The sequence below is a fragment of the Psychrosphaera sp. F3M07 genome, from assembly GCF_018860345.1.
GTDB classification, from domain to species: domain Bacteria; phylum Pseudomonadota; class Gammaproteobacteria; order Enterobacterales; family Alteromonadaceae; genus Psychrosphaera; species Psychrosphaera aquimarina.
The window spans coordinates 424,283-447,265 of record NZ_JAHKPJ010000021.1; the positions used below are offsets into that span (position 1 = coordinate 424,283).

23 protein-coding genes are annotated in these 22,983 nt (G+C 37.1%); 12 read left to right on the forward strand and 11 right to left on the reverse strand.

The window, feature by feature from the left end; translation table 11 throughout:
* Positions 1 to 64: 64 nt before the first annotated feature.
* From KO505_RS12545 to KO505_RS12555, 3 genes are all read right to left on the reverse strand, one after another.
* Complete coding sequence (locus KO505_RS12545) at positions 65 to 793, reverse strand: DUF1499 domain-containing protein (protein WP_216055788.1); 729 nt, start codon at positions 791 to 793, stop codon at positions 65 to 67.
* Positions 794 to 1,272: 479 nt separating this feature from the next.
* A complete protein-coding gene (locus KO505_RS12550) occupies positions 1,273 to 2,265 on the reverse strand; it encodes a transposase (RefSeq protein ID WP_216055789.1) in 993 nt (330 codons plus the stop codon).
* A gap of 240 nt (positions 2,266 to 2,505) precedes the next feature.
* The gene (locus KO505_RS12555) at positions 2,506 to 2,946 is read right to left on the reverse strand and encodes a DUF412 family protein (protein ID WP_216055790.1); all 441 of its coding nucleotides are present in this window, start codon (positions 2,944 to 2,946) and stop codon (positions 2,506 to 2,508) included.
* Positions 2,947 to 3,090: 144 nt separating this feature from the next.
* Between KO505_RS12555 and KO505_RS12560 the strand changes: the two genes are divergently transcribed.
* The 9 genes from KO505_RS12560 to KO505_RS17580 all read left to right on the forward strand — a co-directional run bounded on the left by KO505_RS12560 (position 3,091) and on the right by KO505_RS17580 (position 12,676).
* Entirely contained in the window at positions 3,091 to 4,305 is a 1,215-nt protein-coding gene (locus tag KO505_RS12560; protein WP_216055791.1) for an acetate kinase, read from the forward strand.
* Position 4,306: 1 nt separating this feature from the next.
* The gene (gene pta, locus KO505_RS12565) at positions 4,307 to 6,442 is read left to right on the forward strand and encodes a phosphate acetyltransferase (RefSeq protein WP_216055792.1); all 2,136 of its coding nucleotides are present in this window, start codon (positions 4,307 to 4,309) and stop codon (positions 6,440 to 6,442) included.
* A gap of 363 nt (positions 6,443 to 6,805) precedes the next feature.
* Positions 6,806 to 7,198, forward strand: a complete 393-nt coding sequence (locus KO505_RS12570; RefSeq protein ID WP_216055793.1) for an ACT domain-containing protein — start codon at positions 6,806 to 6,808, stop codon at positions 7,196 to 7,198.
* A gap of 10 nt (positions 7,199 to 7,208) precedes the next feature.
* Positions 7,209 to 7,742, forward strand: a complete 534-nt coding sequence (locus KO505_RS12575; protein WP_216055794.1) for a PTS glucose transporter subunit IIA — start codon at positions 7,209 to 7,211, stop codon at positions 7,740 to 7,742.
* A gap of 5 nt (positions 7,743 to 7,747) precedes the next feature.
* Entirely contained in the window at positions 7,748 to 8,095 is a 348-nt protein-coding gene (locus tag KO505_RS12580; RefSeq protein WP_216055795.1) for an ArsC family reductase, read from the forward strand.
* A gap of 11 nt (positions 8,096 to 8,106) precedes the next feature.
* Positions 8,107 to 9,243, forward strand: coding sequence for a succinyl-diaminopimelate desuccinylase (gene dapE, locus KO505_RS12585; protein WP_216055796.1), 1,137 nt, complete (start codon positions 8,107 to 8,109; stop codon positions 9,241 to 9,243).
* Positions 9,244 to 9,315: 72 nt separating this feature from the next.
* On the forward strand, positions 9,316 to 10,017 hold the full coding sequence (locus tag KO505_RS12590) for a M15 family metallopeptidase (RefSeq protein ID WP_216055797.1): 702 nt from the start codon (positions 9,316 to 9,318) through the stop codon (positions 10,015 to 10,017).
* The gene (locus KO505_RS12595; protein WP_216055798.1) at positions 10,014 to 10,181 is read left to right on the forward strand and encodes a DUF2897 family protein; all 168 of its coding nucleotides are present in this window, start codon (positions 10,014 to 10,016) and stop codon (positions 10,179 to 10,181) included. Before KO505_RS12590 ends, KO505_RS12595 begins: the two co-directional genes overlap by 4 nt.
* A gap of 170 nt (positions 10,182 to 10,351) precedes the next feature.
* A complete protein-coding gene (locus KO505_RS17580; protein WP_216055799.1) occupies positions 10,352 to 12,676 on the forward strand; it encodes a methyl-accepting chemotaxis protein in 2,325 nt (774 codons plus the stop codon).
* Positions 12,677 to 12,733: 57 nt separating this feature from the next.
* Here the strand turns inward: KO505_RS17580 and KO505_RS12605 are convergent, their stop codons facing one another.
* The 7 genes from KO505_RS12605 to bioB form a co-directional block, all read right to left on the reverse strand.
* Positions 12,734 to 13,375: a hypothetical protein gene (locus KO505_RS12605; RefSeq protein ID WP_216055800.1), complete on the reverse strand. Its 642-nt coding sequence runs from the start codon at positions 13,373 to 13,375 to the stop codon at positions 12,734 to 12,736.
* 133 nt (positions 13,376 to 13,508) lie between these two features.
* On the reverse strand, positions 13,509 to 14,546 hold the full coding sequence (rsgA, locus tag KO505_RS12610) for a ribosome small subunit-dependent GTPase A (RefSeq protein WP_216055801.1): 1,038 nt from the start codon (positions 14,544 to 14,546) through the stop codon (positions 13,509 to 13,511).
* The gene (locus tag KO505_RS12615; protein ID WP_216055802.1) at positions 14,543 to 15,079 is read right to left on the reverse strand and encodes a YaeQ family protein; all 537 of its coding nucleotides are present in this window, start codon (positions 15,077 to 15,079) and stop codon (positions 14,543 to 14,545) included. The genes rsgA and KO505_RS12615 overlap by 4 nt, the downstream gene beginning before the upstream one ends.
* A 144-nt stretch (positions 15,080 to 15,223) precedes the next feature.
* On the reverse strand, positions 15,224 to 15,904 hold the full coding sequence (gene bioD / locus KO505_RS12620; protein WP_216055803.1) for a dethiobiotin synthase: 681 nt from the start codon (positions 15,902 to 15,904) through the stop codon (positions 15,224 to 15,226).
* Complete coding sequence (locus KO505_RS12625) at positions 15,904 to 16,776, reverse strand: methyltransferase domain-containing protein (protein WP_216055804.1); 873 nt, start codon at positions 16,774 to 16,776, stop codon at positions 15,904 to 15,906. Before KO505_RS12625 ends, bioD begins: the two co-directional genes overlap by 1 nt.
* Entirely contained in the window at positions 16,773 to 17,972 is a 1,200-nt protein-coding gene (locus tag KO505_RS12630; protein WP_216055805.1) for an 8-amino-7-oxononanoate synthase, read from the reverse strand. The genes KO505_RS12625 and KO505_RS12630 overlap by 4 nt, the downstream gene beginning before the upstream one ends.
* Before the next feature lie 18 nt (positions 17,973 to 17,990).
* Positions 17,991 to 19,037: a biotin synthase BioB gene (gene bioB / locus KO505_RS12635; protein WP_252731782.1), complete on the reverse strand. Its 1,047-nt coding sequence runs from the start codon at positions 19,035 to 19,037 to the stop codon at positions 17,991 to 17,993.
* A 148-nt stretch (positions 19,038 to 19,185) separates the two neighbouring features.
* On the opposite strand from bioB, the gene bioA reads away from it, so the two are divergent.
* Entirely contained in the window at positions 19,186 to 20,466 is a 1,281-nt protein-coding gene (bioA, locus tag KO505_RS12640) for an adenosylmethionine--8-amino-7-oxononanoate transaminase (RefSeq protein WP_216055807.1), read from the forward strand.
* 50 nt (positions 20,467 to 20,516) lie between these two features.
* Here the strand turns inward: bioA and KO505_RS12645 are convergent, their stop codons facing one another.
* Positions 20,517 to 20,876 carry a hypothetical protein gene (locus KO505_RS12645; RefSeq protein ID WP_216055808.1) on the reverse strand — a complete coding sequence of 120 codons (360 nt, stop codon included), beginning with the start codon at positions 20,874 to 20,876 and terminating at the stop codon, positions 20,517 to 20,519.
* A gap of 181 nt (positions 20,877 to 21,057) precedes the next feature.
* Between KO505_RS12645 and asnS the strand changes: the two genes are divergently transcribed.
* Together asnS and KO505_RS12655 are read left to right on the forward strand one after the other, a co-directional pair.
* Positions 21,058 to 22,455: an asparagine--tRNA ligase gene (asnS, locus tag KO505_RS12650; protein ID WP_216055809.1), complete on the forward strand. Its 1,398-nt coding sequence runs from the start codon at positions 21,058 to 21,060 to the stop codon at positions 22,453 to 22,455.
* A gap of 74 nt (positions 22,456 to 22,529) precedes the next feature.
* A complete protein-coding gene (locus KO505_RS12655) occupies positions 22,530 to 22,958 on the forward strand; it encodes a DUF3010 family protein (RefSeq protein ID WP_216055810.1) in 429 nt (142 codons plus the stop codon).
* The last annotated feature ends 25 nt before the right edge of the window (positions 22,959 to 22,983 follow it).

Here is a 22,983-nt window from a genome sequence, read left to right on the forward strand (position 1 = left end):
AACGACAGCCTTTTTTAGTGGATAAATGATATGCCCCCATAATTAACTAGGGTGGGTCTTAGTATTAATTAGCGTTAAAATCTGTAATGAACTTGCTCACCCGTGCCGCATTTGCACCAAGATCACTACCGCCAATACGAGAAATTGAACGTAAATCTATTTTACTGCCTGTATCAGTCGTTTGTACTCGGATAACGATATCATCTTTAAATGCCCATAGTGCGGTGGTATCTACCGCTTCAATCTTTCCTTTTTTATAATCCTTGGCCACTATTTCCCAACCTAAATTACTAGCAACATTCACCGCTTTATTGAAAGCTTGTATCATGTTTAAGTCGCTATGAATCGTTTGTAATTCAGGATATGCAGCCTGTTGCAATGGCGCTAGCTTCTCACTGTCATAATCTAATGGATTACTGTTTTCACCACGTAAGCCAACAATCAATTCGAATTCTGGTAAATTAACCGTATCTGTAGTCACTTGATGTAAAAATGGTAATGACTTAGCTTTGGCAGCTTGCATGGATAAACCTACAACAGGTATAGCTAATAATATGGCCACCACTGCACCAGTTATGGTTACCGGCTTTTGTTTCTTAACCAAACCGAACACAGCTAAACCAAGGGCAAGCAATAAAACGGCAATACTTATAAACCCTGTGTATTTTATGATTTGAAATGAAATACCCATAGACCAAATATCTAAACGGTAGGCAATAATGGCAATAGGAAATCCAAGTAACAAAGGTATTACTGCGAATTTACAAAATTTAGTGATGGCATTGACGACCATTATATTCCCTTAATTTAGATGTTAAAAGTGTTGTTAGGTTAGCCATTAAACTGTGAGGCTTCTGAAGTATTTAAACGCATATTAAATAATAGCGCTATCAAAATTGACCGGTTGTGTTGTGATTAAATTTGAAAATAACAGTGAAAATAACAGTGCCACCCACTTTAAATGAAACTTAAACAATCTGTAAACTTAAAGTAAGTTCTAGATTTTTAATCGAAGTTTAATTTGAAATGGAAAATAACAGAAAATAACAGTGCCACCCACCTTAAATTAAACTTAGACAATTTGTAAACTTAAAATAAATTGTAGATTTTTAATCGAAGTTTAATTTGAAATATTGAGTGTAATTGTACGCTTTTACTCGTCTTTTTGGCTTGGTTTAACTTTTGGGTGAATGCTAGATATGCACTTATCTCAGTGGATTCTGATTTGATATTTTGTCTTTTTGGTTAATTTTTTACAGGCTTTTTTGGGGGTTAAGCTAGCAATCTTCTACAACTCGATAAGTTTGGTCGTCGTTTTAGTTGTAAGTTCTCACTGAAGTTTTGTAATACCTGCTCATTACCTACTGCACCATGGAATACTTTGGTGAATTGCTTGGTCATTATTAACCAGCTCTCAGGCTCTATGTTTAAGCGTGTGAGTATACTTGGTAGGTTGTTGTCTATATGCCCTGCTTTATCTTCTCTTATGCAACGTCCTGTCACCTCTACTAATTCTATGTATTCATTTAGTTCAAAAGGAATACCGTTTGGTATATCTTTTCTTGGATTACCAACGAATGGTTTTAATGTGCTTGGTTGTTGTTGGTTTTGGATTATATGTTTAATGCGTTGCTTTATGCTGGTGTAGCTGGAGGTTTCTGGTGTGGTTGCCATTTTGGCTCTTACTGGGTTTAAATCTACATATGCCATACAGGCAAGTAAGGCTGACTCATCTAAGAGGGCTTGGCATTTGAAACGTCCTTCCCAGAATCGCCCTGTGCAGTTATCTTCTTTATTCGCTTGTCTTGCTATACTTTCATTTAATACACGCATAAACCAACTTATGTCCATTAGGCGTTTTCTGTAAATAACGGTGGTTTGCTCTATGGCTAGAAGCTCTGATTGACTTAACGTATCACGTTCATTTTCTGCTAAGGACTGATATTTCTGTGTCAGTAATGTGCCTTTAAACACCTTATGCCAACGAGTTAGAACTTCTGTTGTATTCCAGTTAAGTGCTTGTTGTTCATTTACATGTAACACAAAGTGTGTGTGATTACTCATGACTGCATAAGCACAGACTTCAATAGCAAATACTTGAGGGAGAAATAACAGCTTATCTTCTACCCATTGTCTTCTGTGCTCATAAGATTGATGGGTTTGTTTATCTTCACCACATAAAAATGCCCTACGAACACACCTTGAAATACAATGATAATACGGCGTATCCGATAAGCTAATTTGAAATTCTCTGGGTCTAGGCATAAGCAAACTCACCTGTATCAATATAGGTACAAGCAAGTCTAGTGCAGTTTAAATAACTGTCAAATTGAGGTGGGTGGCCTTGTTATTTTTAGGTGGCCTTGTTAGTTTTGTTAGTTTTGTTAGTTTCAGCCTTGTTAGTTTCAGGTTGGAATGTACTTATGTTATTAGTCGGGTCCTATAATGAGTTGCGAGAACTCGACTTGTGATCAAAAGACAGACTTACAGCTTATAGCCTTAATATTACTTCCGCTCAAATCTAACTTTCAACAACTTAGCCAAATCCATATAAGTCAGCTTGTGTGCTTTTGATTTATTAAGATTAACGCGCTGCTTGATTTCAACGTCACTGCTTTGTAATTGCTGTTCTATTTCTCGGTACCAACTTCTTAAACCACTTGGTAAATCGGCTTCTGCTTGTTTACCTAATAAAAAGTAGCCGTGAACCGGTAAAGACAAAATAAGTAAAGACATAGCGATAGTGGTATTTAAGTTATCCATGCCTATATAAAACAACTGTAAATATGCGGTTATAAACGCAATGATAGGCGCAACCGTTAATGAGAGATCAGCTAGCTTGATATAACCGGTCTGAGGAAATGATAATAGATAAGGTTCTTTTTTTGGCCACGTTTGACTAAATTTATAACCTGAATTTAATGTAGCAACTAAAATAACATTCACCTTTAATGCAATTGTGTTTGAGTCTAACTGATGTTAACAATAACCTAATAATATTAGATTTTGCATCACTATAACAATTTCTTAATTAGAGCATATGTACTAGAATACAACTTTAATTATGAAGTTCAAAAACTTAAGGTAACTATGAGCACTGAAAAAAATATTCTGGTTTTAAACTGCGGTAGCTCTTCTTTGAAGTTTGCCGTAATTAATAGCACAACCGGTGAAACTAAAATAACCGGTTTAGCTGAACGTTTAGGCTCCAACGAAGCAACCATTACCGTAAAATTCAACGGCAATAAACAAGTTACTGCGTTAGTTAACAACAATCAGCATTTAGGTGCGATAGAATATTTAGTTAGTGAGTTACATGCTAATGATTTAAGTGAATCATTAACCGCGGTAGGTCACAGAGTGGTTCATGGTGGAGAAGTGTTTACGTCTTCGGTTGTCATTAATGATGACGTTATAACCGCAATAGAAAAAACCAGTGGTCTAGCGCCATTACATAATCCGGCAAACTTAGTTGGTATTAAAGCGGCGCAAGCTACCTTCCCTGCATTACCGCAAGTTGCCGTATTTGATACCGCCTTTCATCAGACTATGCCGCAGAAAGCATTTATGTATGCAGTAGATAATGATCTTTATAAAGAAAAAGGCATACGCCGCTATGGATTCCATGGCACTAGCCACTATTTTGTTAGTCGTGAAGCGGCAAAACATTTACAACAAGACGCTGAACAAACCTCTTTGATCACGGTTCATTTAGGCAATGGCTGTTCGATATGTGCCATTGAAAATGGAGAAAGTGTTGATACCTCTATGGGTCTAACCCCAGCTGAAGGATTAGTGATGGGCACACGTAGTGGCGATGTTGATCCTGGGCTTATTATTTATTTAATGAACCAACATAATTACAGTGCCAAACAAATTGATGACTTGTTAAATAAACAAAGTGGGTTATTGGGTTTATCAAAATTGAGTAACGACTGTCGTACACTTGAAGATGCTGTATTTGGTGATGATGTTGAAAAACACCAACAAGCAAAATTAGCTTTAGATGTTTTTTGTTATCGTGTGGCTAAATATATTGCTTCTTATACCGTTGCCCTTTCACATTTAAATGCAATCGTGTTTACCGGTGGTATAGGTGAAAATTCAAATTACATTAGAACGCAAATCATTAACCAACTATCTATTTTAAAAATTGCATTAGACGAAAAGCAAAATGAGGCAGCTCGTTTTGGTTCCGCAGGTGCAATTCAAGCGTCTGATTCACAGTTTAAAGTATTGGTTATACCAACAAATGAAGAATGGGTCATCGCCCAAGACGCAGCACAACTATCTGAGAGTAAATAATATGTCACATAGAATCATGTTAGTGCCGGTAGGATCTGGCGTTGGTTTAACTTCTATTACGATGGGTTTAGTCCGTTCAATGGAACGTCAAGCCGTTAACGTTAACTTCTTTAAACCGATTTCCCAGCCAATGCACGGTGATAAAGGTCCTGAAAGAAGTACTGAAATATTTAGAAACTTGTCTCACCTTAATCCGCCAGAACCATTTGATTTAACCTATGCAGAAACCTTAATTGGTGACGGTAATGTAGATGTGTTGTTAGAAGAGATAGTTGGTCGTTTTGAATCACATATAGATCCTAATGAAGCCGTAGTTATTGAAGGTTTAGTGCCTACCAAACACCAAGCTTATGCAAATAAGATCAACCGACAAATTGCGTCTGCTCTTGGCGCAGATGTCGTGTTTGTTATTGCTCCTGGTAGCGAGCCAATTGACTCGTTAGAAGACCAACTTGAAATTGCAGCTAATAATTATGGTGGCTTTAATAAAGAACAAGTCATAGGTTGTATATTTAATAAAGTGAACGCTCCGCGTGACATTCAAGGTAATTTAGCCAATGACTTTACCGAGCAATTAGCGGAACCTGAACTTGAAGATGTTGCTTATAAATATCAGCAAATGTCTATCTTTAGACACAAATTTAAAATGTTAGGTTGCGTGCCTTGGGATCCTGAACTTATTGCTCCAAGAGTTAAAGATTTACAACATTACCTAAATGCTAAAGTATTAAACAAAGGCGATATGGAGTTTAGACGTTTAAGAAGTATTACCTTTTGTGCTCGTACCGTCGGTAATATTTTGGGACGTGTCAGACCGGGTGTTTTATTAGTGACACCAGGAGACCGCTCAGATGTTCTAGTTGCAGCAGCTCTTGCCGCCATGAACGGCACCAAACTCGGCGCTATTTTGTTAACCGGTGGCTTTATGCCAGAACCAACTATTTTGAATCTTTGTAAACAAGCATTTGAAACCGGTGTTCCTGTCTTGTCTACCGAAACAGATACATGGGAAACTTCATTATTGTTACAACGCTTTAACATGGAAGTCCCAACCGATGATGAGCAAAGAATAGAACGCGTAAAAGAACATACCGCTAATCATATCTCTAAAGGTTGGATCAAAGACATGATCCAAAATGTTGCTAAGTCTCGAAAATTGTCCCCTGCTGCATTTAGGTATTTATTGGTTGATAAAGCCAAGAAAGTTCAACGTACTGTGGTACTGCCTGAAGGTAACGAGCCTAGAACCATTAAAGCTGCCGCTATCTGCGGACAACGTGGTATCGCCAAATGTGTGTTGTTAGGCGATGCAGAAGAGATCAAATTAGTCGCATCTCAACAAGGTGTTGAGCTTAATGAAAATGTGATCATAGAAAACCCTGCCAAAATCCGTAATCGTTATATTGCACCTATGGTTGAGTTAAGAAAACACAAAGGGTTAACCGAAGTTGTTGCTGAAGAACAATTACAGGACAACGTTGTGCTTGCCTCTATGATGTTAGCGTTAGATGAAGTTGATGGATTAGTGTCTGGTGCTGTGAGTACAACCGCTAATACAATCCGCCCTCCATTACAGTTAGTAAAAACAGCACCTAACTCAAAACTGGTGTCATCTATCTTCTTTATGTTATTGCCAGATCAAGTATTAGTTTATGGTGATTGTGCTATTAACCCAGACCCAGACGCCGAACAGTTAGCCGATATTGCAATTCAATCAGCTGACTCAGCTAAAGCATTTGGTATTGAACCTAAAGTTGCTATGATCAGCTATTCAACTGGTACCTCTGGTGTAGGTGCGGACGTTGATAAAGTCAGAAAAGCCACTGAGATTGCTAAAAAACTACGACCAGATCTGATTATTGATGGGCCTTTACAATATGATGCTGCGGTCATGGAAAATGTTGCTAAGAAAAAAGCGCCAAACAGCCCAGTGGCAGGTCAAGCTACAGTGTTTATTTTCCCAGACTTAAATACCGGTAATACCACTTATAAAGCGGTACAACGAAGTGCCGATGTAATAAGTATTGGCCCTATGTTGCAAGGCATGAGAAAACCAGTAAATGACTTATCTCGTGGAGCATTAGTTGATGACATTGTTTACACCATTGCGTTAACTGCAATTCAAGCCGGTGAGTAAACTTTAAATTTAATGAGTAAAACATGATAAAAGAGACCTTAACGTCTCTTTTTGTTTATTAACCTTAATATATTTGGTTAATAAGTGGGAGTTAATTGTACGACTGTTCAAAATGTAACACTTTTTAACCCTTTATTTTATCCGTTTAAAAACAATAGGATACAGACTTACAAATTGGTACTTAACAAAGTTATCCACAGATATTGTGGAAAACATTGGAGTTAATTTTAAAAGCATCATTAAGTAGACATAACTTATAGTTTTACTCTTATTAATTTAGCCAATTGATCACTGTTATTTTTGACTAAACATAGTATATTCAACAGATAACGTTTTTAGACTTTTCAAAAGGATTGTTCATTTATGCCAAAACAAACTCTACAAGTATTAACAGAAACGTTTTCCGTACATAGTTTTGATCATGAACAGACCGTCCCACCTGAAGTATTTGCTTGTCCCATCTATTTTATTAGTAAGACCTACGATGAATTATCAATAGTGTGCCCTACATCGTTAAAATTAGACAGCATTGAACATGAAGATAATTGGATAGCTTTAGAGGTATTGGGTCCGTTAGGTTTTTCTTTAACCGGAATATTATCAAATATTTCAGGCGTGTTAGCCGCTGCTAATGTCAGTATTTTTGCTATTTCTACTTTTGATACCGACTATATATTAGTAAAAAAAGACTCAGTAGCCACCGCTATCAAAGTATTAAGAAAAGACGGTTATAAAGTGTTAACTGACGCGGCTTAACCTCACCAATATGTTATTACACTCTATAGTTAACTTTACCACTCCTGACTTGGCTAAGGGCATCAAAATTACCGCCCCAGCTACGGGTAAAGTATTAAATATTGCGGAGTTGGATGGTGAGCAGTCTGCTTATTTAAGCTGTGGAGAAGGTATAGTAATAAAAATGGAGGGGCATCAGGTAAATTCGCCCATTAGCGGTACAGTAATAGATATCGTACCTAGTCACGGTAAAATCATCATTCAAGCGAAAAACAAGTTACGCTTCTTATTACAGTTTCCGTTTGAATACACGAAATTTCATGGCATCGGCATCCAAAACCTGACTTCAATCGGTCAAACGGTTAGGATTAATCAACCTCTTTTACACCTTGATTTATTTCGAATGAATCAATATATCAAACCTGTTTATTTATATTTTATTTTACTCGATGTAACAGCATTTAAGTCGATTGAAGTTTTTCATAAACATGTGCAAATAGGTGCGGATCCTATTTTTTCCTTAGTACCAAAACCTGTAACACCTAAAACTATTAAGAAGACGTAATTATTATGATCACTATGTATGGCATTAAAAACTGCGACACCATTAAAAAAGCAAAAAAATGGTTAGATAATCAGCAAATTGAATACACATTTCATGATTATCGTGTGGATGGTCTTGATGAACAGTGGTTGCAGAGTGCCTGTCAAACATTGGGATGGGAACTAGTATTGAACAAACGTGGAACCACGTTTCGTCAATTAGACAGTGAAATCAAAGAGAACTTAACTGAGTCCAGCGCCATAGAACAAATGCTATTGGCTCCAGCTATGATCAAACGCCCTATTTTAATCGTTGACAACCAATTACACATTGGCTTTAAAGACACTCAATACGCAGAAATATTTAACCGATAGGATCGATTAAGATGCAACCATTATCAGAAACCGTTGAATTAGCTAAAGCCCTAATAAGTAAAGAATCGGTGACCCCAGAAGACGCAGGATGCCAACAATTAATGGCTTCACGTCTAGAAAAACTGGGGTTTAATATTGAATCGTTATTTTATGTCGACACATTAAACATGTGGGCACGCAAAGGTACCCAAGACCCAGTATTTTGTTTTGCAGGTCATACAGATGTAGTACCAACAGGTGATGTGGCTAAATGGACAACGCCTCCGTTTGAACCCACTATTATAGACGGTATGTTATATGGTCGTGGTGCTGCGGATATGAAAGGCAGTTTAGCGGCTATGGTAGTGGCCACTGAAAATTTTGTAAAAAAACACCCAGATCACAAAGGCTCTATTGCATATTTAATTACCAGTGATGAAGAAGGTCCATTCATTAATGGCACCATGAAAGTGATAGACACTTTAGAAAAACGAAATGAAAAAATAACATGGTGTTTAGTGGGTGAACCATCCAGTACTAATTATTGTGGTGATATCGTTAAAAATGGACGTCGTGGTTCATTAACCGGTGACTTAACCATCAATGGTGTGCAAGGTCATGTGGCCTACCCTCATTTAGCGGATAATCCAGTTCACAATGTTGCTCATGCATTGTTTGAATTAACCGAAATAAAGTGGGATGAAGGTAATGATTATTTCCCACCAACCAGTTTTCAGATCTCAAATATAAATGGTGGCACCGGTGCTGGTAATGTTATCCCTGGGGAATTAGACATAATGTTTAATTTCCGTTATTCCACTGAGGTTACAGCAGAACAACTAGTAGAAACTGTTGAAAATTTGTTTGATAAACACGAACTCAACTATAAATTAGATTGGACCTTTAATGGTCTGCCATTTTTAACCGATACAGGCACATTTATTGATGCGGTCAGTGGTGCAATTAAAGATGTTACCGGAAAAGATCCTATTTTATCCACTTCTGGAGGCACATCGGATGGTCGCTTTATCGCACCAACGGGGGCACAAGTAATCGAATTGGGACCATGTAACGCTACTATTCATAAGTTAAATGAATGTGTTGGAGTTGATGAACTTGACCAACTAACATTAATGTATGAAAAAATATTAGAACGTACTTTGTTATAATTGCTTATTGTTTCACCCGATTTTACAAAACCCATTTGAATAACATTACTGTTAATTATCTTTGGAATATAAATGTCATTTAAGCTAAATACTGCAGAGATACTAGGTACTTGTTCAGATCATATTGTGGAGATAGAGCAAGGTATTTTTGTACACGCTGAAATGGCAAACAGCTATAATCACTTACAACAAGAGGCCAAACTCGCTGGCCTCGATATTTGTATCGCATCTGGTTTCAGAAACTTTGAACGACAGTTACACATTTGGAATGCCAAATTTAATGGTCTCAGACCCATTTTAGATAGACAACAACGGTCGATAGACACCTCGTCATTATCTGAATGGGAAATTGTACAAGCGATTTTAACTTACTCTGCACTTCCGGGAACCAGTCGACATCATTGGGGTACTGATATAGATATTTATGATAAGAATGCAGTTCCCAGTGATTATCAATTACAACTGGTACCCAGTGAGTATCACCAGGGACCATTTAATGCCCTTTCAAATTGGATAATAAAAAACAGCCATAAATTCGGGTTTTATTTGCCATATCAGAGTAATAATTCTGGGGTTGCCCCAGAACCTTGGCATATATCTTACCAGCCACTATCATCAATGTATCAAGATAGATTAAAACAAGATCCTCAATGCCTTATCGACTGTTTAAGTCAGAGTAATATTGCAGGTAAACAATCTATTCTTGAAAACCTAGAATATATATTAACGCATTATGTCTTTAATATAAGTTCAGCTAATGGGGTAACTTTATGAATATACTCGCAATAATTATTATCGTATTAGTTCTTGGAATGGTGGTTGGTAATATCATGCTGCTCAAGCATACCGCTAAGTTTTCAATGAAACGTTTAAACCAAGATCCTATCGAAATAGCAAAAGAAACATTAGCCCAGCGTAAACAAGATCAAGACAAATAATTCCGCCCATAAAGTAAAATATTCAAGTTAGTATGGTTATCGCCGTTAACTAAGTATATATTGCAAATAAAACGATTGTTTTAGGCATAAATAACAATAACAGCCTAAACTTGTATTGTTTTAAACAATTACATGCAATTAAAGACTTTTACAATCACAGGGGTTGTTTTGTGGCGCTTCATTTTACAGTAAAACAAAGGTTATTAGCATTATCCATTGGGTTATCACTTATTCCATTGTCATTAGGTGTTTGGTTCACTGGGCAAATTTCTCTCGACTTAATTCAACAGTCACTCAATACATCTAACCAAAACTTGCTTGTCTCTATCCGGGAAAATAAAAAACAACAAATAAGTAATTATTTAGAAAATATAAAAGGCCAGATCTCAACTTACGCCAGTAATGAGATGGTGGTAGCAGCGTTAGATGAATTTGCATTTTCGTTTGAAGATTATGTCAGTGAATATAAAGCGCCCAACGATGATTTAACTCAGTTTTATAACACTGAGTTTAAAAACAAATACACTAGTATTAATAAAACCGACATTAATGTTTCATCTATCATTCCGGATCCAGACAGCACAGCTTACAGTATTCAAACCTCATATTTAGCGCACAATGACAACCCTATTGGCAGTAAAGATCAACTGGAACTTGCCAAAGACAGCACTACCTACAGTAAAGTCCATCAGACTTACCATACTAGTATTCGTAAATACTTAGAGGAGTTTGGGTTTTACGATATTTTTATTGTAAGTATCGATACAGGTGATGTGTTGTACTCCGTGGCCAAAGAAATAGATTTTGCCACTAACTTAAATGATGGTGCATTTGCACAAAGTGGGTTAGGTAAAGCGTTTCATGGAGCAAAAGATTTAGCAGAAGGTGAAATATATACCACCCGATTTGAAGCCTACCAGCCGTCATATAATGCCCAAGCTGCATTTATGGCCAGCCCTATCTATGATCAGGGCCAAAGTTTAGGCGTATTAATATTTCAACTTCCGGTTGATCGTATTTCCAATATCATGACCAATGACAAACAATGGGAAACCGTAGGACTTGGTGCTACAGGTGAGACTTATTTAGTTGGTGCTGACAAAACGCTTCGTAGTGAAAGTCGGTTGTTATTAGAACAGCCATCCCATTATTTTGACGTATTAAAACATACTAACCAAAGCGCCCAAGCCGACTTAATTAAGAAACTAGGCAGTGCCGTTGGTATACACACAATAGATACTAAAGGTGTGGCGTTAGCATTAGATAAACAATCTGGTTTCACCCAATATACAGGTTATAAAAACACCCCAGTCCTTTCGGCTTACACATATATTAACTCTGGTGGTGAAACTTGGGCTTTAATTGCTGAGATTGAAAATAAAGAAGCCTTTTCTACCTTTAATAATTTAAAAGCCGAATTGTCTTATATGTCGGTTATTACCGTGATCATATTTTTAATTGTTGGCAGTGTTCTGGGTTATTTAGTGGCTAAACAAATTAGCAAACATTTAAATAATTTATCCGCCATCATGAACGACATTGCTAAAGGAAATGGCGATTTAACTGCAAAAATAGATTATAACGGCATCAATGAATTTGGTGATATATCACGAGCATTTAACGAGATAATCAGTAAGTTCCATTCCATCATTTATGACATTAGAAACACGTCAAAACAGATCTTGGTTGAGTCTGACGTCGTTTTAGGTGGCGCAAAAGAAAGCCAAGATATTATTTTGTCGCAAAGCGATGCAACCCGAAATACCGTCACGGCTTTAGAACAATTTGAAGCATCTATTGCAACGGTTTCTCAAATCAGTGACGAAAGTCAATCTATCAGTATTGAAGTAGTTAAAGAATGTGAAAGTAGCAGTGAAAATGCTGCACTCGCCACTGATGATATCCGGTTATTAATGACCACTCTGCAAGAGGCTTCACAAGTCGTAAATGAATTAAATATTGAAGTGCAAGATATTACTTCAGTGCTTGATGTCATTACCTCTATTGCGGATCAAACCAATTTACTTGCGTTAAACGCCGCTATTGAAGCTGCGCGCGCTGGCGAACATGGCCGTGGATTTAGTGTTGTGGCTGATGAAGTAAGAAGCTTAGCGAAACGAACGCAAGAGTCGACCGTTGAGATCCAGAAAAAATTAGAGGTGTTGGACAACACTACAAGTGGCGTGGTATCAAGTATGGATAATGCAACCAATATTGCAGATAAAGGCGTTAAACGTGTATTAGACCTGAAGGATACTATTGATGGGCTAACTGACAGAATTCATCAAATGGAGCAACTGATAGCTTCCGTTGCGACTGCAACCGATGAACAAACTCAAACCATCGGCGAGATAAATCGAAATATGAGTTTGATTGATACTCAATCTAAAGAAGTTGCACAAAAATCAGTTGAAAACGAACAAGCCTCCATGAAATTAACTGAAGTTTCTAAGAATATAAATCGACAAGTATCGACTTTTAAATTGCACGATTAATTCAGTCACCTTGTTCAAGTGGATATTAATTACGATATCCACATTTTATTATTTAAGTTAGTCCTTTAACTTTTTAATTATCTGTTTTTGCACTTTCTCTGCAAGCTCTTTATGTTTGATATTTAATACATGAAAACCTTTCTCTTCATATAAAAAGAAACGCTCTGCTTTAGCAAACACAAGATTTACATCATTCCTTTCACTAGAAAATGGATAGATCATGTATTTAATACGGTTATGAGTAAATAGCTTTTCCAAAACCGTAATAGAGGTCATTGTTTCTATACTGGCTTTAATATCTAAATTTTGTGACTTCTTCACTACTGAAGCCATAAATATAGTGTTCTCAGGATCTTCTAAAACACTAGGTGTACAATCAAGCCCTTGTTGACATAACAGATATTGTTTAACGGTTATAAGTGGAGGCTCTACGACAATCATGTTTTCAACACTGGATAAATTAGCCTCTGAATATGCTAATGCCCCATCAATTAAACCGCTCTGTAATGATACTTCTGAACGTTCTCCAGAAATATATACAAAATCTAAATTTATGCCTAGTTCTGCATAAATATTACGTAATAACGGTTCGTAATAATCAATAACGGTTGGATGGTTTATAGAAGCAAAGACTAAGTTTTTTTGTGTTAAAGCAGATGTATTTACAGTAAATAATAATAAAATTAACAACCAACGCATAATTATATACCTTTAACTTTATCTATTAGAGATTATAACTAAGTATGATGAATAAGAATAAGATTTCCATCTTAAATTCAGATATTTAGAGGTAAAATTACATATCAGTTTTGTTTTTTATTCATATATCAACTTATTTTCCTTTAAAGGACCTACTGGCGTTTTGCACCGATTTAATTAATTTGCCAAAAGACTTATCTTTGAGTCTAGTCTCAGCGATAGAAGCGCCATTACGTTCTTGTTCTTTTAATAACTTATAATAGTTATCTAATCGTCGTTGATCTAAACTTTCATTTTCTAAAGCGTTAATAACCGCACAGTGTGGCTCAGTTATATGTTTGCAGTCAGAAAAGCGACATTGTTTGGTTAAGGCTACGATATCTGAGAAGGTCTCTTCTACCCCGGCTTCACAATCTGCAATTTGTAACTCTCTCACCCCTGGTGTATCAAGTAATAAGGCACCCGTTGGCATAATGTGTAACGAACGAGCTGTCGTGGTGTGACGCCCTTTACTGTCATCTTCACGAATACCAGCTGTGTCTTGTGTTTGCTGTTGCATCAAGGTGTTCACCAAAGTGGATTTACCTACGCCAGAACTCCCCACAAAAGCAACAGTTTTACCTAACGTTAACCAAGGACTTAAGGAGACAACACTATCAGTATCTAACGCATTAACAGTTTCAACCATTAAAAATGGGTCGATACTATTTACTTGTGATCTGTATTCATCTAAATCGTTACATTGATCGGCTTTGGTTAAAACAATCACAGGTTCACAGCCACTATCGTGGGCTATGGCTAAATATCGTTCAATTCGATTTAAATTAAAGTCGTCATTTAATGAATTTACGATGAATAAAGTATCCACATTGGCAGCTATCAGTTGTTCTTCAACTTTAGAACCTGCAGCCTTACGAGAAAGCACAGTACTGCGTTCTAACAGTCTGACAAATTCGTGATGTTCTGACATTACTAACCAGTCACCAACGGTCATGGTTGGCATATTAGGCCTTATTTCTAAAGGTATATCCTGACTTTCAGTTTGAATAAGGTAGTGGGTTCTATGATGTTCAAATACACGAGCAAACAGACAAGTCTCAAGTTCTTCAAGACTGATCTGTTGTTGGAACGTCCCCTGCCAACCCAATTGATTTAGTGTGTACTGGTTCATAAAAGGGCTTCTGAACTCACTTCAATGTTTTGATTATTGATATTTAACCACATTTGACCGTCTTGGATAGTCACTTGTATCTGCATATTACGTTCAGTTAAACCAGATAATTCACTCGCTAACTCAGGAGGTAATGTCACAACGGATAAGTTATTACGTTGGGATAGTTTATTCTGCTCCTTTTTCCACCAAACATTAAAGCTATTGTCGGCATAGGAATAGATCATCATTTTTTTTGATTGGTTACAGCCCTTTTTTATACGTTGTTCAGACGGTTGTCCTAGTTCAATCCATAACTCAATCTCGTCAGTATAATTTTTTTGCCATAAGTCTGGCTCTTCATCATCACTAATGCCTTTACTAAAACTTAAAAACTCATGGGCATTATGAATAAAGGCAATTAAACGCAACATCATTCTTTCGTCAGTTTCTGACGGATGTCTGGCTAAGGTTAAGTTATGATCTTGATAATAGTTTCTGTCCATATCTGAAATAGATATTTCAGCTTTGAAAATGGTAGCTTTTTGCGCCATTAGGGTTCTTCTTTTGATAAATTATTGTTACAACGTCATATAAACCAATGATAACACCCAGATGGCGAACAATATAATGACAATATGATTATTTAATTCATTAGATGATTGGTTAACTGGCTAAATACAGTAGTCAATCATTTGTTAGACAAGTTCTGTTTGGCCTTGTTGTACCGAATGGATCAAAGGAGCTTTGAGCTTTTGTTTTATAAACGCCACATTTTGTTTGGCAATATCGGACTCGCCCTCAATGTAATTCGCTATCCAACCTATCAAGTTACAACCACTTTGCTCAATAGCTTGCGCCGTTAATAACGCATGGTTTAAACAGCCTAACTTTACGCCAACTACCATGATCACAGGGATTTGATGCTGTGCTACCCACTCACTTAATAACTCAGAATCATTAAGCGGTAAATGCCAACCGCCAGCACCTTCAATAAGTTGTACCTCACCTAAACCATGAGTTGCCTTGTAAGCCAAATCTAACCGGTCAAAGTCTAAAGATTGTTGTGCGATTTTCGCTGCGATATGAGGCGCTATAGGTTGGTCAAATACGATTGGGTTTATCTGATCTAAGCTGTAACGTCTTTGCACTGCATTATATAAACAAACGGCATCTTCGTTTGCCTTAGTGTTATTACTAGCTTCTAACTCTGGATAGTATTGTGTACCTGCTGATATTGGCTTAAATGGAAAAATATCAAGGTTATCTTTTAACAGCGCCTTAACCATTAAGCTGGCACAAAAGGTTTTGCCAACTTCGGTATCTGTACCTGTGATAAAGATGGTTTTATGTTGATTAAACAGAGTAGAAATATTCATTATTTGGTGAGCTCTAAATACATAACATGATAGGTTGCCGGTATGCCTTGTTGCTGGGGATTATAAAATGCATCTTTATAAGCACTTTCCATTTGTTGCCATGTATTTTTAGTGACTAATCCTTTGTTCTGACGATTTTGCACAAAATTAGCCCCTAAACTTTTTAATTCTTTGGCTAACATTCTGGCATTACTAAACCAAAATACTTCAGCCTGCTGAGTTAATTGTATTTGGCTCCAAGGTCTGTTTTGTACAGTGGATGTTAATTGTTCAACGCTGAGATACTCATGTATATGTTTATCACTGTCTACCTTTGACCACGCTTGTTCTAATTCAAACAAGGTGCCATCAAGCAAAGTGGCAATAACGGCTTTTCCGTTCGGTTTTAACGCATTATAAACTTGATCTAGTACTTGATGTAGGTCGCACCACTGCACCATCAAACTGGAATAAAATACATCGATACTTTGTGGTAAAAACGGTAAGGCATGGGAGTTTGCTTGAACTTTAGCTTTAGCGACGTCATTAACTTTTAACATGTCATTGGCTAGATCCAAGGCGATTACGGTTTCAAATTCTTGATTTAACAAAGGGGTAAATAAACCAGGTCCACAACCTAAGTCGACACAAATATTACTTTTGTTGTAACGGTTTATTAACGAGGTTGCTGCTTTCCCCAGCTTCAATTTATTAAATAGTATTTGCCCAACTCTGTGCTGTAACTGTGCCCTTTTAACGTAGGTTTGAGCAGAGTCTGAAAAATGTTTTTGAATTTGTGAAAATGGAATGTCGAGTGACACTTGTTTATCAGGTATTTGCATAGAGTCTGCGTTAATACTATTCACAGGTTGTAAATCTAACAATGCGCTCATTGCGTTACCTGCTTTATCAATTGATCCAATTGCTGTTTAGTGTGAGACGCGGTAATTGTTACCCTTAATCTAGCTTGTTGTTTTGCCACTGTTGGATAACGCATCGCTGATGCCCAAATTCCATTTGCTTTTAATTGCTGTGAAAGCCCGATAGCTTCAGACTCATCACCGATAACAATAGGTTGAATAGGAGACAAGCTATCAAGTGTCTGATATTTAGAACCTCGTATATTGGATTTAAAATACTCTATGTTTTCAGCCAGCTTTTCCCGACGCCATCCATCCTTTTGAATGGCTTTAATATTGACGATGGCCGCAGCAGTTTGTAGAGGTGATAGGTGGGTAGAATATATATAATCACGACTGAAGTTAGTTAAATACTCTATGGTTTGTTTACTGGCAATAACAGCCGCACCTTGTGCGCCAATTGCTTTACCAAAGGTAACAACTAATACATCACAATTATCTAAGGTCAGGTGTTGAGCAGATAAACTTCCTGCACCGTTTTTGCCATGTATGCCAATTCCGTGTGCATCATCTAACATAAACCATGCATTATTAGCTTTAGTAATTTTCGTTAATCTTTGCAAGTCTGGTTGATCACCATCCATGCTAAACACCCCTTCTGTCACCACTAATTTATTAGTAATTTCATCGGAGTTTTTATTGTTAGATTTAGCCAAAACGGTCTGTAAACTAGATAAGTCGTTATGCAGATACCGTACTTGTTTACAATGACCTAACGCTTGGCTATTTCGACCAACATCCATTAACGACGCGTGATTCAGCTTATCCTGAATAAGTAACGCGTTATCACTTTTGGTGTTAAACAAAGCACTTATGACACCTGTATTAGCACTATAACCAGAACCAAACAGCAGACAGTTAAAGTTTTGTGGAGCACCGACCCAATCTAATAATAATTGTTCTAATTCTAAGTGTATTTTGTGTCGACCAACGACTAATGGACTGGCCATTGCACCTGCAGATAAGTGTGTATATTTATCAATGGAAAGTAATTTTGCAGATGTATGGTCGGATGCGATACCAAGGTAATCGTTACTTGAAAAGTTAAGATATGAGTGACCTTCAACCGTCAAATTTGTAGTAGAAATATCATCTACTACCATCCGACTACGCAACAAACCTAAATCAGTTTGTTGTTTTAATCTGCTCGCTAATCTTGATTCAAACATAATTAACTGAATACTTAATTATGCTGGGTAAAACATTTCTTTTTCTTTCGGCTTTGTTTGTTCATTTATCTGTTCAAACAATGCGGCTTCTTTGGTTTCGTCTGAGTAATCACGACCTTTCTCAGCGTTAATCCCTAATTTTTTAAATAGCTTTTGGTCAAAGTGTTCGTCCGGGTTCCCTGTGGTTAATAACTTACATCCATAAAAGATTGAATTCGCGCCTGCTAAGAAACACATAGCTTGCATTTGTTCATTCATACCTTCACGCCCTGCCGATAAACGTACATGTGATTTAGGCATCATAATACGAGCAATGGCAATAGTACGGATAAACTCAAAAGACTCTAAATCTTCAACGTTATCCAGCGGTGTCCCCTCCACTTTAACTAACATGTTAATAGGCACACTTTCAGGGTGGCGCGGTAAATTTGCTAGCGCAATCAATAAACCAGAGCGGTCTTTAGCGCTCTCACCTAAACCAACGATACCGCCAGAGCATACGTTCATACCTGCATCACGCACGTTTTGCAGGGTATTTAAACGGTCTTCATAAGTACGGGTTGTAATAATGTCACCGTAGTATTCAGGAGATGTATCTAAGTTGTGATTGTAATAATCTAAACCAGCTTCGTTAAGCGCTAATGCTTGCTCTTTAGTTAACATGCCAAGTGTCATACAGGTTTCTAAACCTAACTCTTTAACCCCTTTGATCATTTCAATTACATACGGCATGTCACGGTCTTTAGGATTACGCCAAGCTGCGCCCATACAAAATCGGGTAGAACCTATTTCTTTGGCTTCTTTTGCTCTGGTAAGTACTTTTTCTACTTCCATTAAACGTTCTTTTTCAAGACCTGTTGAGTAACGTGCGCTTTGTGGACAATATTTACAATCTTCTGGACATGCGCCAGTTTTGATAGATAACAAAGTACTGACTTGAACTTGGTTTGGATCAAAATGCTCTCGGTGAGTGACTTGAGCTTTAAACATCAAGTCATTAAAAGGCATGTTAAATAATTCGTTAACTTGGTCTAACGTCCAGTTATTTCTGATTTCAGCAGTCATGTTTCCAGCCATATTCTTATAATTAATGTGTCACTTGGCCAATTATTTACAAACTATGATTGAGCCCGTGACATTTTTTGGCTAGTCTAGCGACCCAATGGCGATTGTCAATTTACAAATCACAACAAACTTTACATCGGGCTAATTTATGAACAAACCTATTGACATTAAATTTGATGAACAACATATTTGGCACCCGTATACGTCGATGAAAACACCATTGCCCTCTTATCCAGTTCAAAGTGCTGATGGTGTTCGGATTAAATTAGAGAGTGGTCAAGAATTAATAGATGGCATGTCTTCTTGGTGGTCTGTTATTCACGGATATAATCATCCTGTGATCAACCAAGCTATTACCGATCAATTATCTAAAATGAGTCACGTTATGTTTGGCGGCTTAACGCATAATCCAGCAATTGAGTTATGTAAAAAGTTAGTAGAAATAACACCTGTAGGATTAGAAAAGGTCTTTTTAGCAGATAGTGGTTCTGTCAGTGTTGAAGTGGCACTTAAAATGGCGATTCAGTGTCAATTGGGACGTGGATATACCAATAGAAACAAGTTTGTCACTATTAAACATGGCTATCATGGCGATACCTTTGGTGCGATGGCCGTGTGCGATCCAGTAAACTCCATGCATTCATTATATTCAGATATTTTACCTAAAAATTACTTTATTGAAGCACCTAAAAGCAAACCAGATCAGGACTTTGACCATAAAGAACTAGATGAATTAAAGATGTTGTTACAACAAGATTCAGACAGTATAGCTGCATTGATTTTAGAGCCGGTAGTACAAGGTGCTGGCGGTATGCGCTTTTATCACCCTGAATTTATCAGTGCGGCTAAGTCCATATGTGAACAATATAAAATATTGTTCATTGCTGACGAAATTGCCACCGGATTCGGCCGTACCGGCAAAATGTTTGCTTGTGAACATGCTCAAATTACACCAGATATCATGTGTTTAGGTAAGGCTATTACTGGTGGTTACATGACGTTAGCCGCTACATTGTGTACTGAACAGGTGGCATTAGATATTAGCCAATGTGACGCTGGAGTATTAATGCATGGTCCTACTTTTATGGCGAATCCATTAGCCTGTGCAGCAGCCAATGCCAGTTTAGATTTGTTAATGACGGGTGATTGGTTTGAACAAGTTAAGCATATTGAAGCTGGACTAAAACAAGGTTTGCAGCCTTGTGAAGAATTAGACTGTGTGACAGAAGTTCGTGTATTTGGCGCAATTGGTGTCATTGAGATGAAACAAGCTGTTAACGTTGCTGAAATTCAAAAACAGTTTATACAACATGATTTATGGATCCGACCTTTTGGTAAATTGGTTTACGTAATGCCGCAATACATTATATCCACTCAAGATTTAGCCTTGTTAACCAGCGGTATCGTCAAAACATTATCAGCCATGTAACGCCAAATTGTATAAGTTCATGTAATCAAAGTAGTCTTGAACCTATTAAATTATGACAGGCTTACCAAGGTGATGAATACCACACTTATCACGACTAACATATACATACTGTATCGTTGACCATCACTATGACGTCTTGATCTAAATTGATTTAACACCAAGGTTAATATCGATAATGATAAACAAAAATATAAGGTGATCTGTAACCATTTTTTTAATTCTAATAACCAACCGGTTCTTACATCGACGGGTTCATCGACCAACTGATAGACAAAATACTCCACTTCGGGTCGAGCATAATGAAAAATAATTAAGGCAACCAAAAAAACAACCCAGGAAAATATATTTAAGAAATTAACGGTTATATGGATCAGATCCGAACTTTTTCGCCTTTCTACCACTCGTTTCATTTTTTAACCTTATAAGTTTAAAGAATCAACCGTCAAATTGAGCATTAATTGTTCAACCAATTGAAAAATGTTTAATTACTTATGCTTACGCTGTTTTAGTACTTGTATATAGGGCGCAAGCCAGTAATATTGCACTTTATATACTTAAAATTTTTAATACAATATTTAGACCGAAACTATCATGGCTCATCAATCAGTAAAATCATTATTAGCGGGCGAATTTGCCGCCGGCGACACAGTAACAGTTAAAGGTTGGATCCGTACTAAACGTGATTCAAAAGCAGGCATATCATTTTTGGCCGTTCACGACGGTTCATGTTTTGATCCTATTCAAGCCGTTGCACCTAATTCATTAAGTAATTACGAAGACATTACCAAATTAACAACAAGTTGTTCAGTTGAAGTAACGGGTGAACTTGTTCAATCTGAAGGTCAAGGCCAAGCGTTAGAAATTCAAGCTCAAGACGTTAAGATCGTTGGTTGGGTGGAAAATCCAGACACATATCCAATGTCTGCAAAACGTCATTCAATTGAATATTTAAGAGAACATGCACATTTGCGACCTCGTACTAATATTATTGGTGCGGTTGCACGTGTACGTAACTGTTTATCTCAAGCAATTCATCGTTTTTTCCACGAACAAGGTTATTACTGGATCAGTACGCCAATCATCACAGCATCTGACTGTGAAGGTGCCGGTGAAATGTTCAGAGTATCAACTTTAGATATGGTTAATACACCAATGAATGACAAAGGCGAAGTTGATTACAGCCAAGACTTTTTTGGTAAAGAAGCGTATTTAACAGTTTCTGGTCAATTAAATGGTGAAACCTATGCTTGTGCGTTAAGCAAAATATATACGTTCGGCCCTACTTTCCGTGCTGAAAATTCAAATACTAGCCGTCATTTAGCTGAATTTTGGATGATTGAACCAGAAGTTGCTTTTGCTGACTTAGCGGATATTGCTCAATTATCTGAAGATTTATTAAAGTACGTATTTAAAGCCGTATTAACTGAATTACCAGATGACATGGCCTTTTTCGCACAACGTGTTGAAAAAACGGCTATTTCTCGTTTAGAGCAAGTAATTAACTCTCCGTTTGTTCGTATGGACTACACTGACGCTATCGACATATTGTTGAAGTGCGATAAAGAGTTTGAATTTCCGGTTTCATGGGGAATCGATTTATCATCTGAACATGAACGTTACCTTGCTGAAGAACATGTTGGCGCACCAATTATTATGCAAAACTATCCTCGCGATATTAAAGCATTCTACATGCGTCAAAATGACGATGGTAAAACCGTTGCGGCGATGGATGTATTAGCACCAGGTATTGGCGAAATCATTGGTGGCTCTCAACGTGAAGAAAGACTAGACGTTTTTGATGCACGACTTGAAGAAATGGGTCTGAGCAAAGAAGATTACAGCTGGTATCGTGACTTACGTCGTTATGGTTCTGTACCACACGCTGGATTTGGTTTAGGTTTTGAACGCTTAGTTGCTTATGTAACAGGTATGCAAAACGTACGTGATGTTATCGCATTCCCACGTGCACCAGGCACAGCTAACTACTAAAGTTAGCTGCTATAACATTAATATTAAAGGGCTAATTCCAGCCCTTTTTTAGTGAAAGATAACATGAGGTCATCATGAAGATATTAGGTATCGAATTAAACGCTAAAGAAGCCGTTGTGTGTTTAATGGCATCAGAAGCAGGTTTATTTAATGTAATGGAATGTCGTACTAGAGGCATTGAATTGCGTGATGCAGATACAGCTGAAGGCATACGCGGTTTTCAATTTCAAATGATTAAGTTGATAGATGATTACTCAATTGACAAAGTAGTGATCAAACAACGTCATTCAAAAGGTAAATTTGCTGGTAGTAGTAATAGCTTCAAAATGGAAGCGGCTCTGCAACTTATTGATTCGGTTTCTGTAGAAATGATCAACCCGACTGAAATCAAAGAAACGTTAAAAAAGAATCCATTGGATTACAACATGAAAGACTTGGAATTACGTAAATTCCAAGAAGATGCATTTTACACTGCTTATACGTTTGCGTTACGTAGTCTTTAATTCAATTTAGTTTGTTTTAAATACT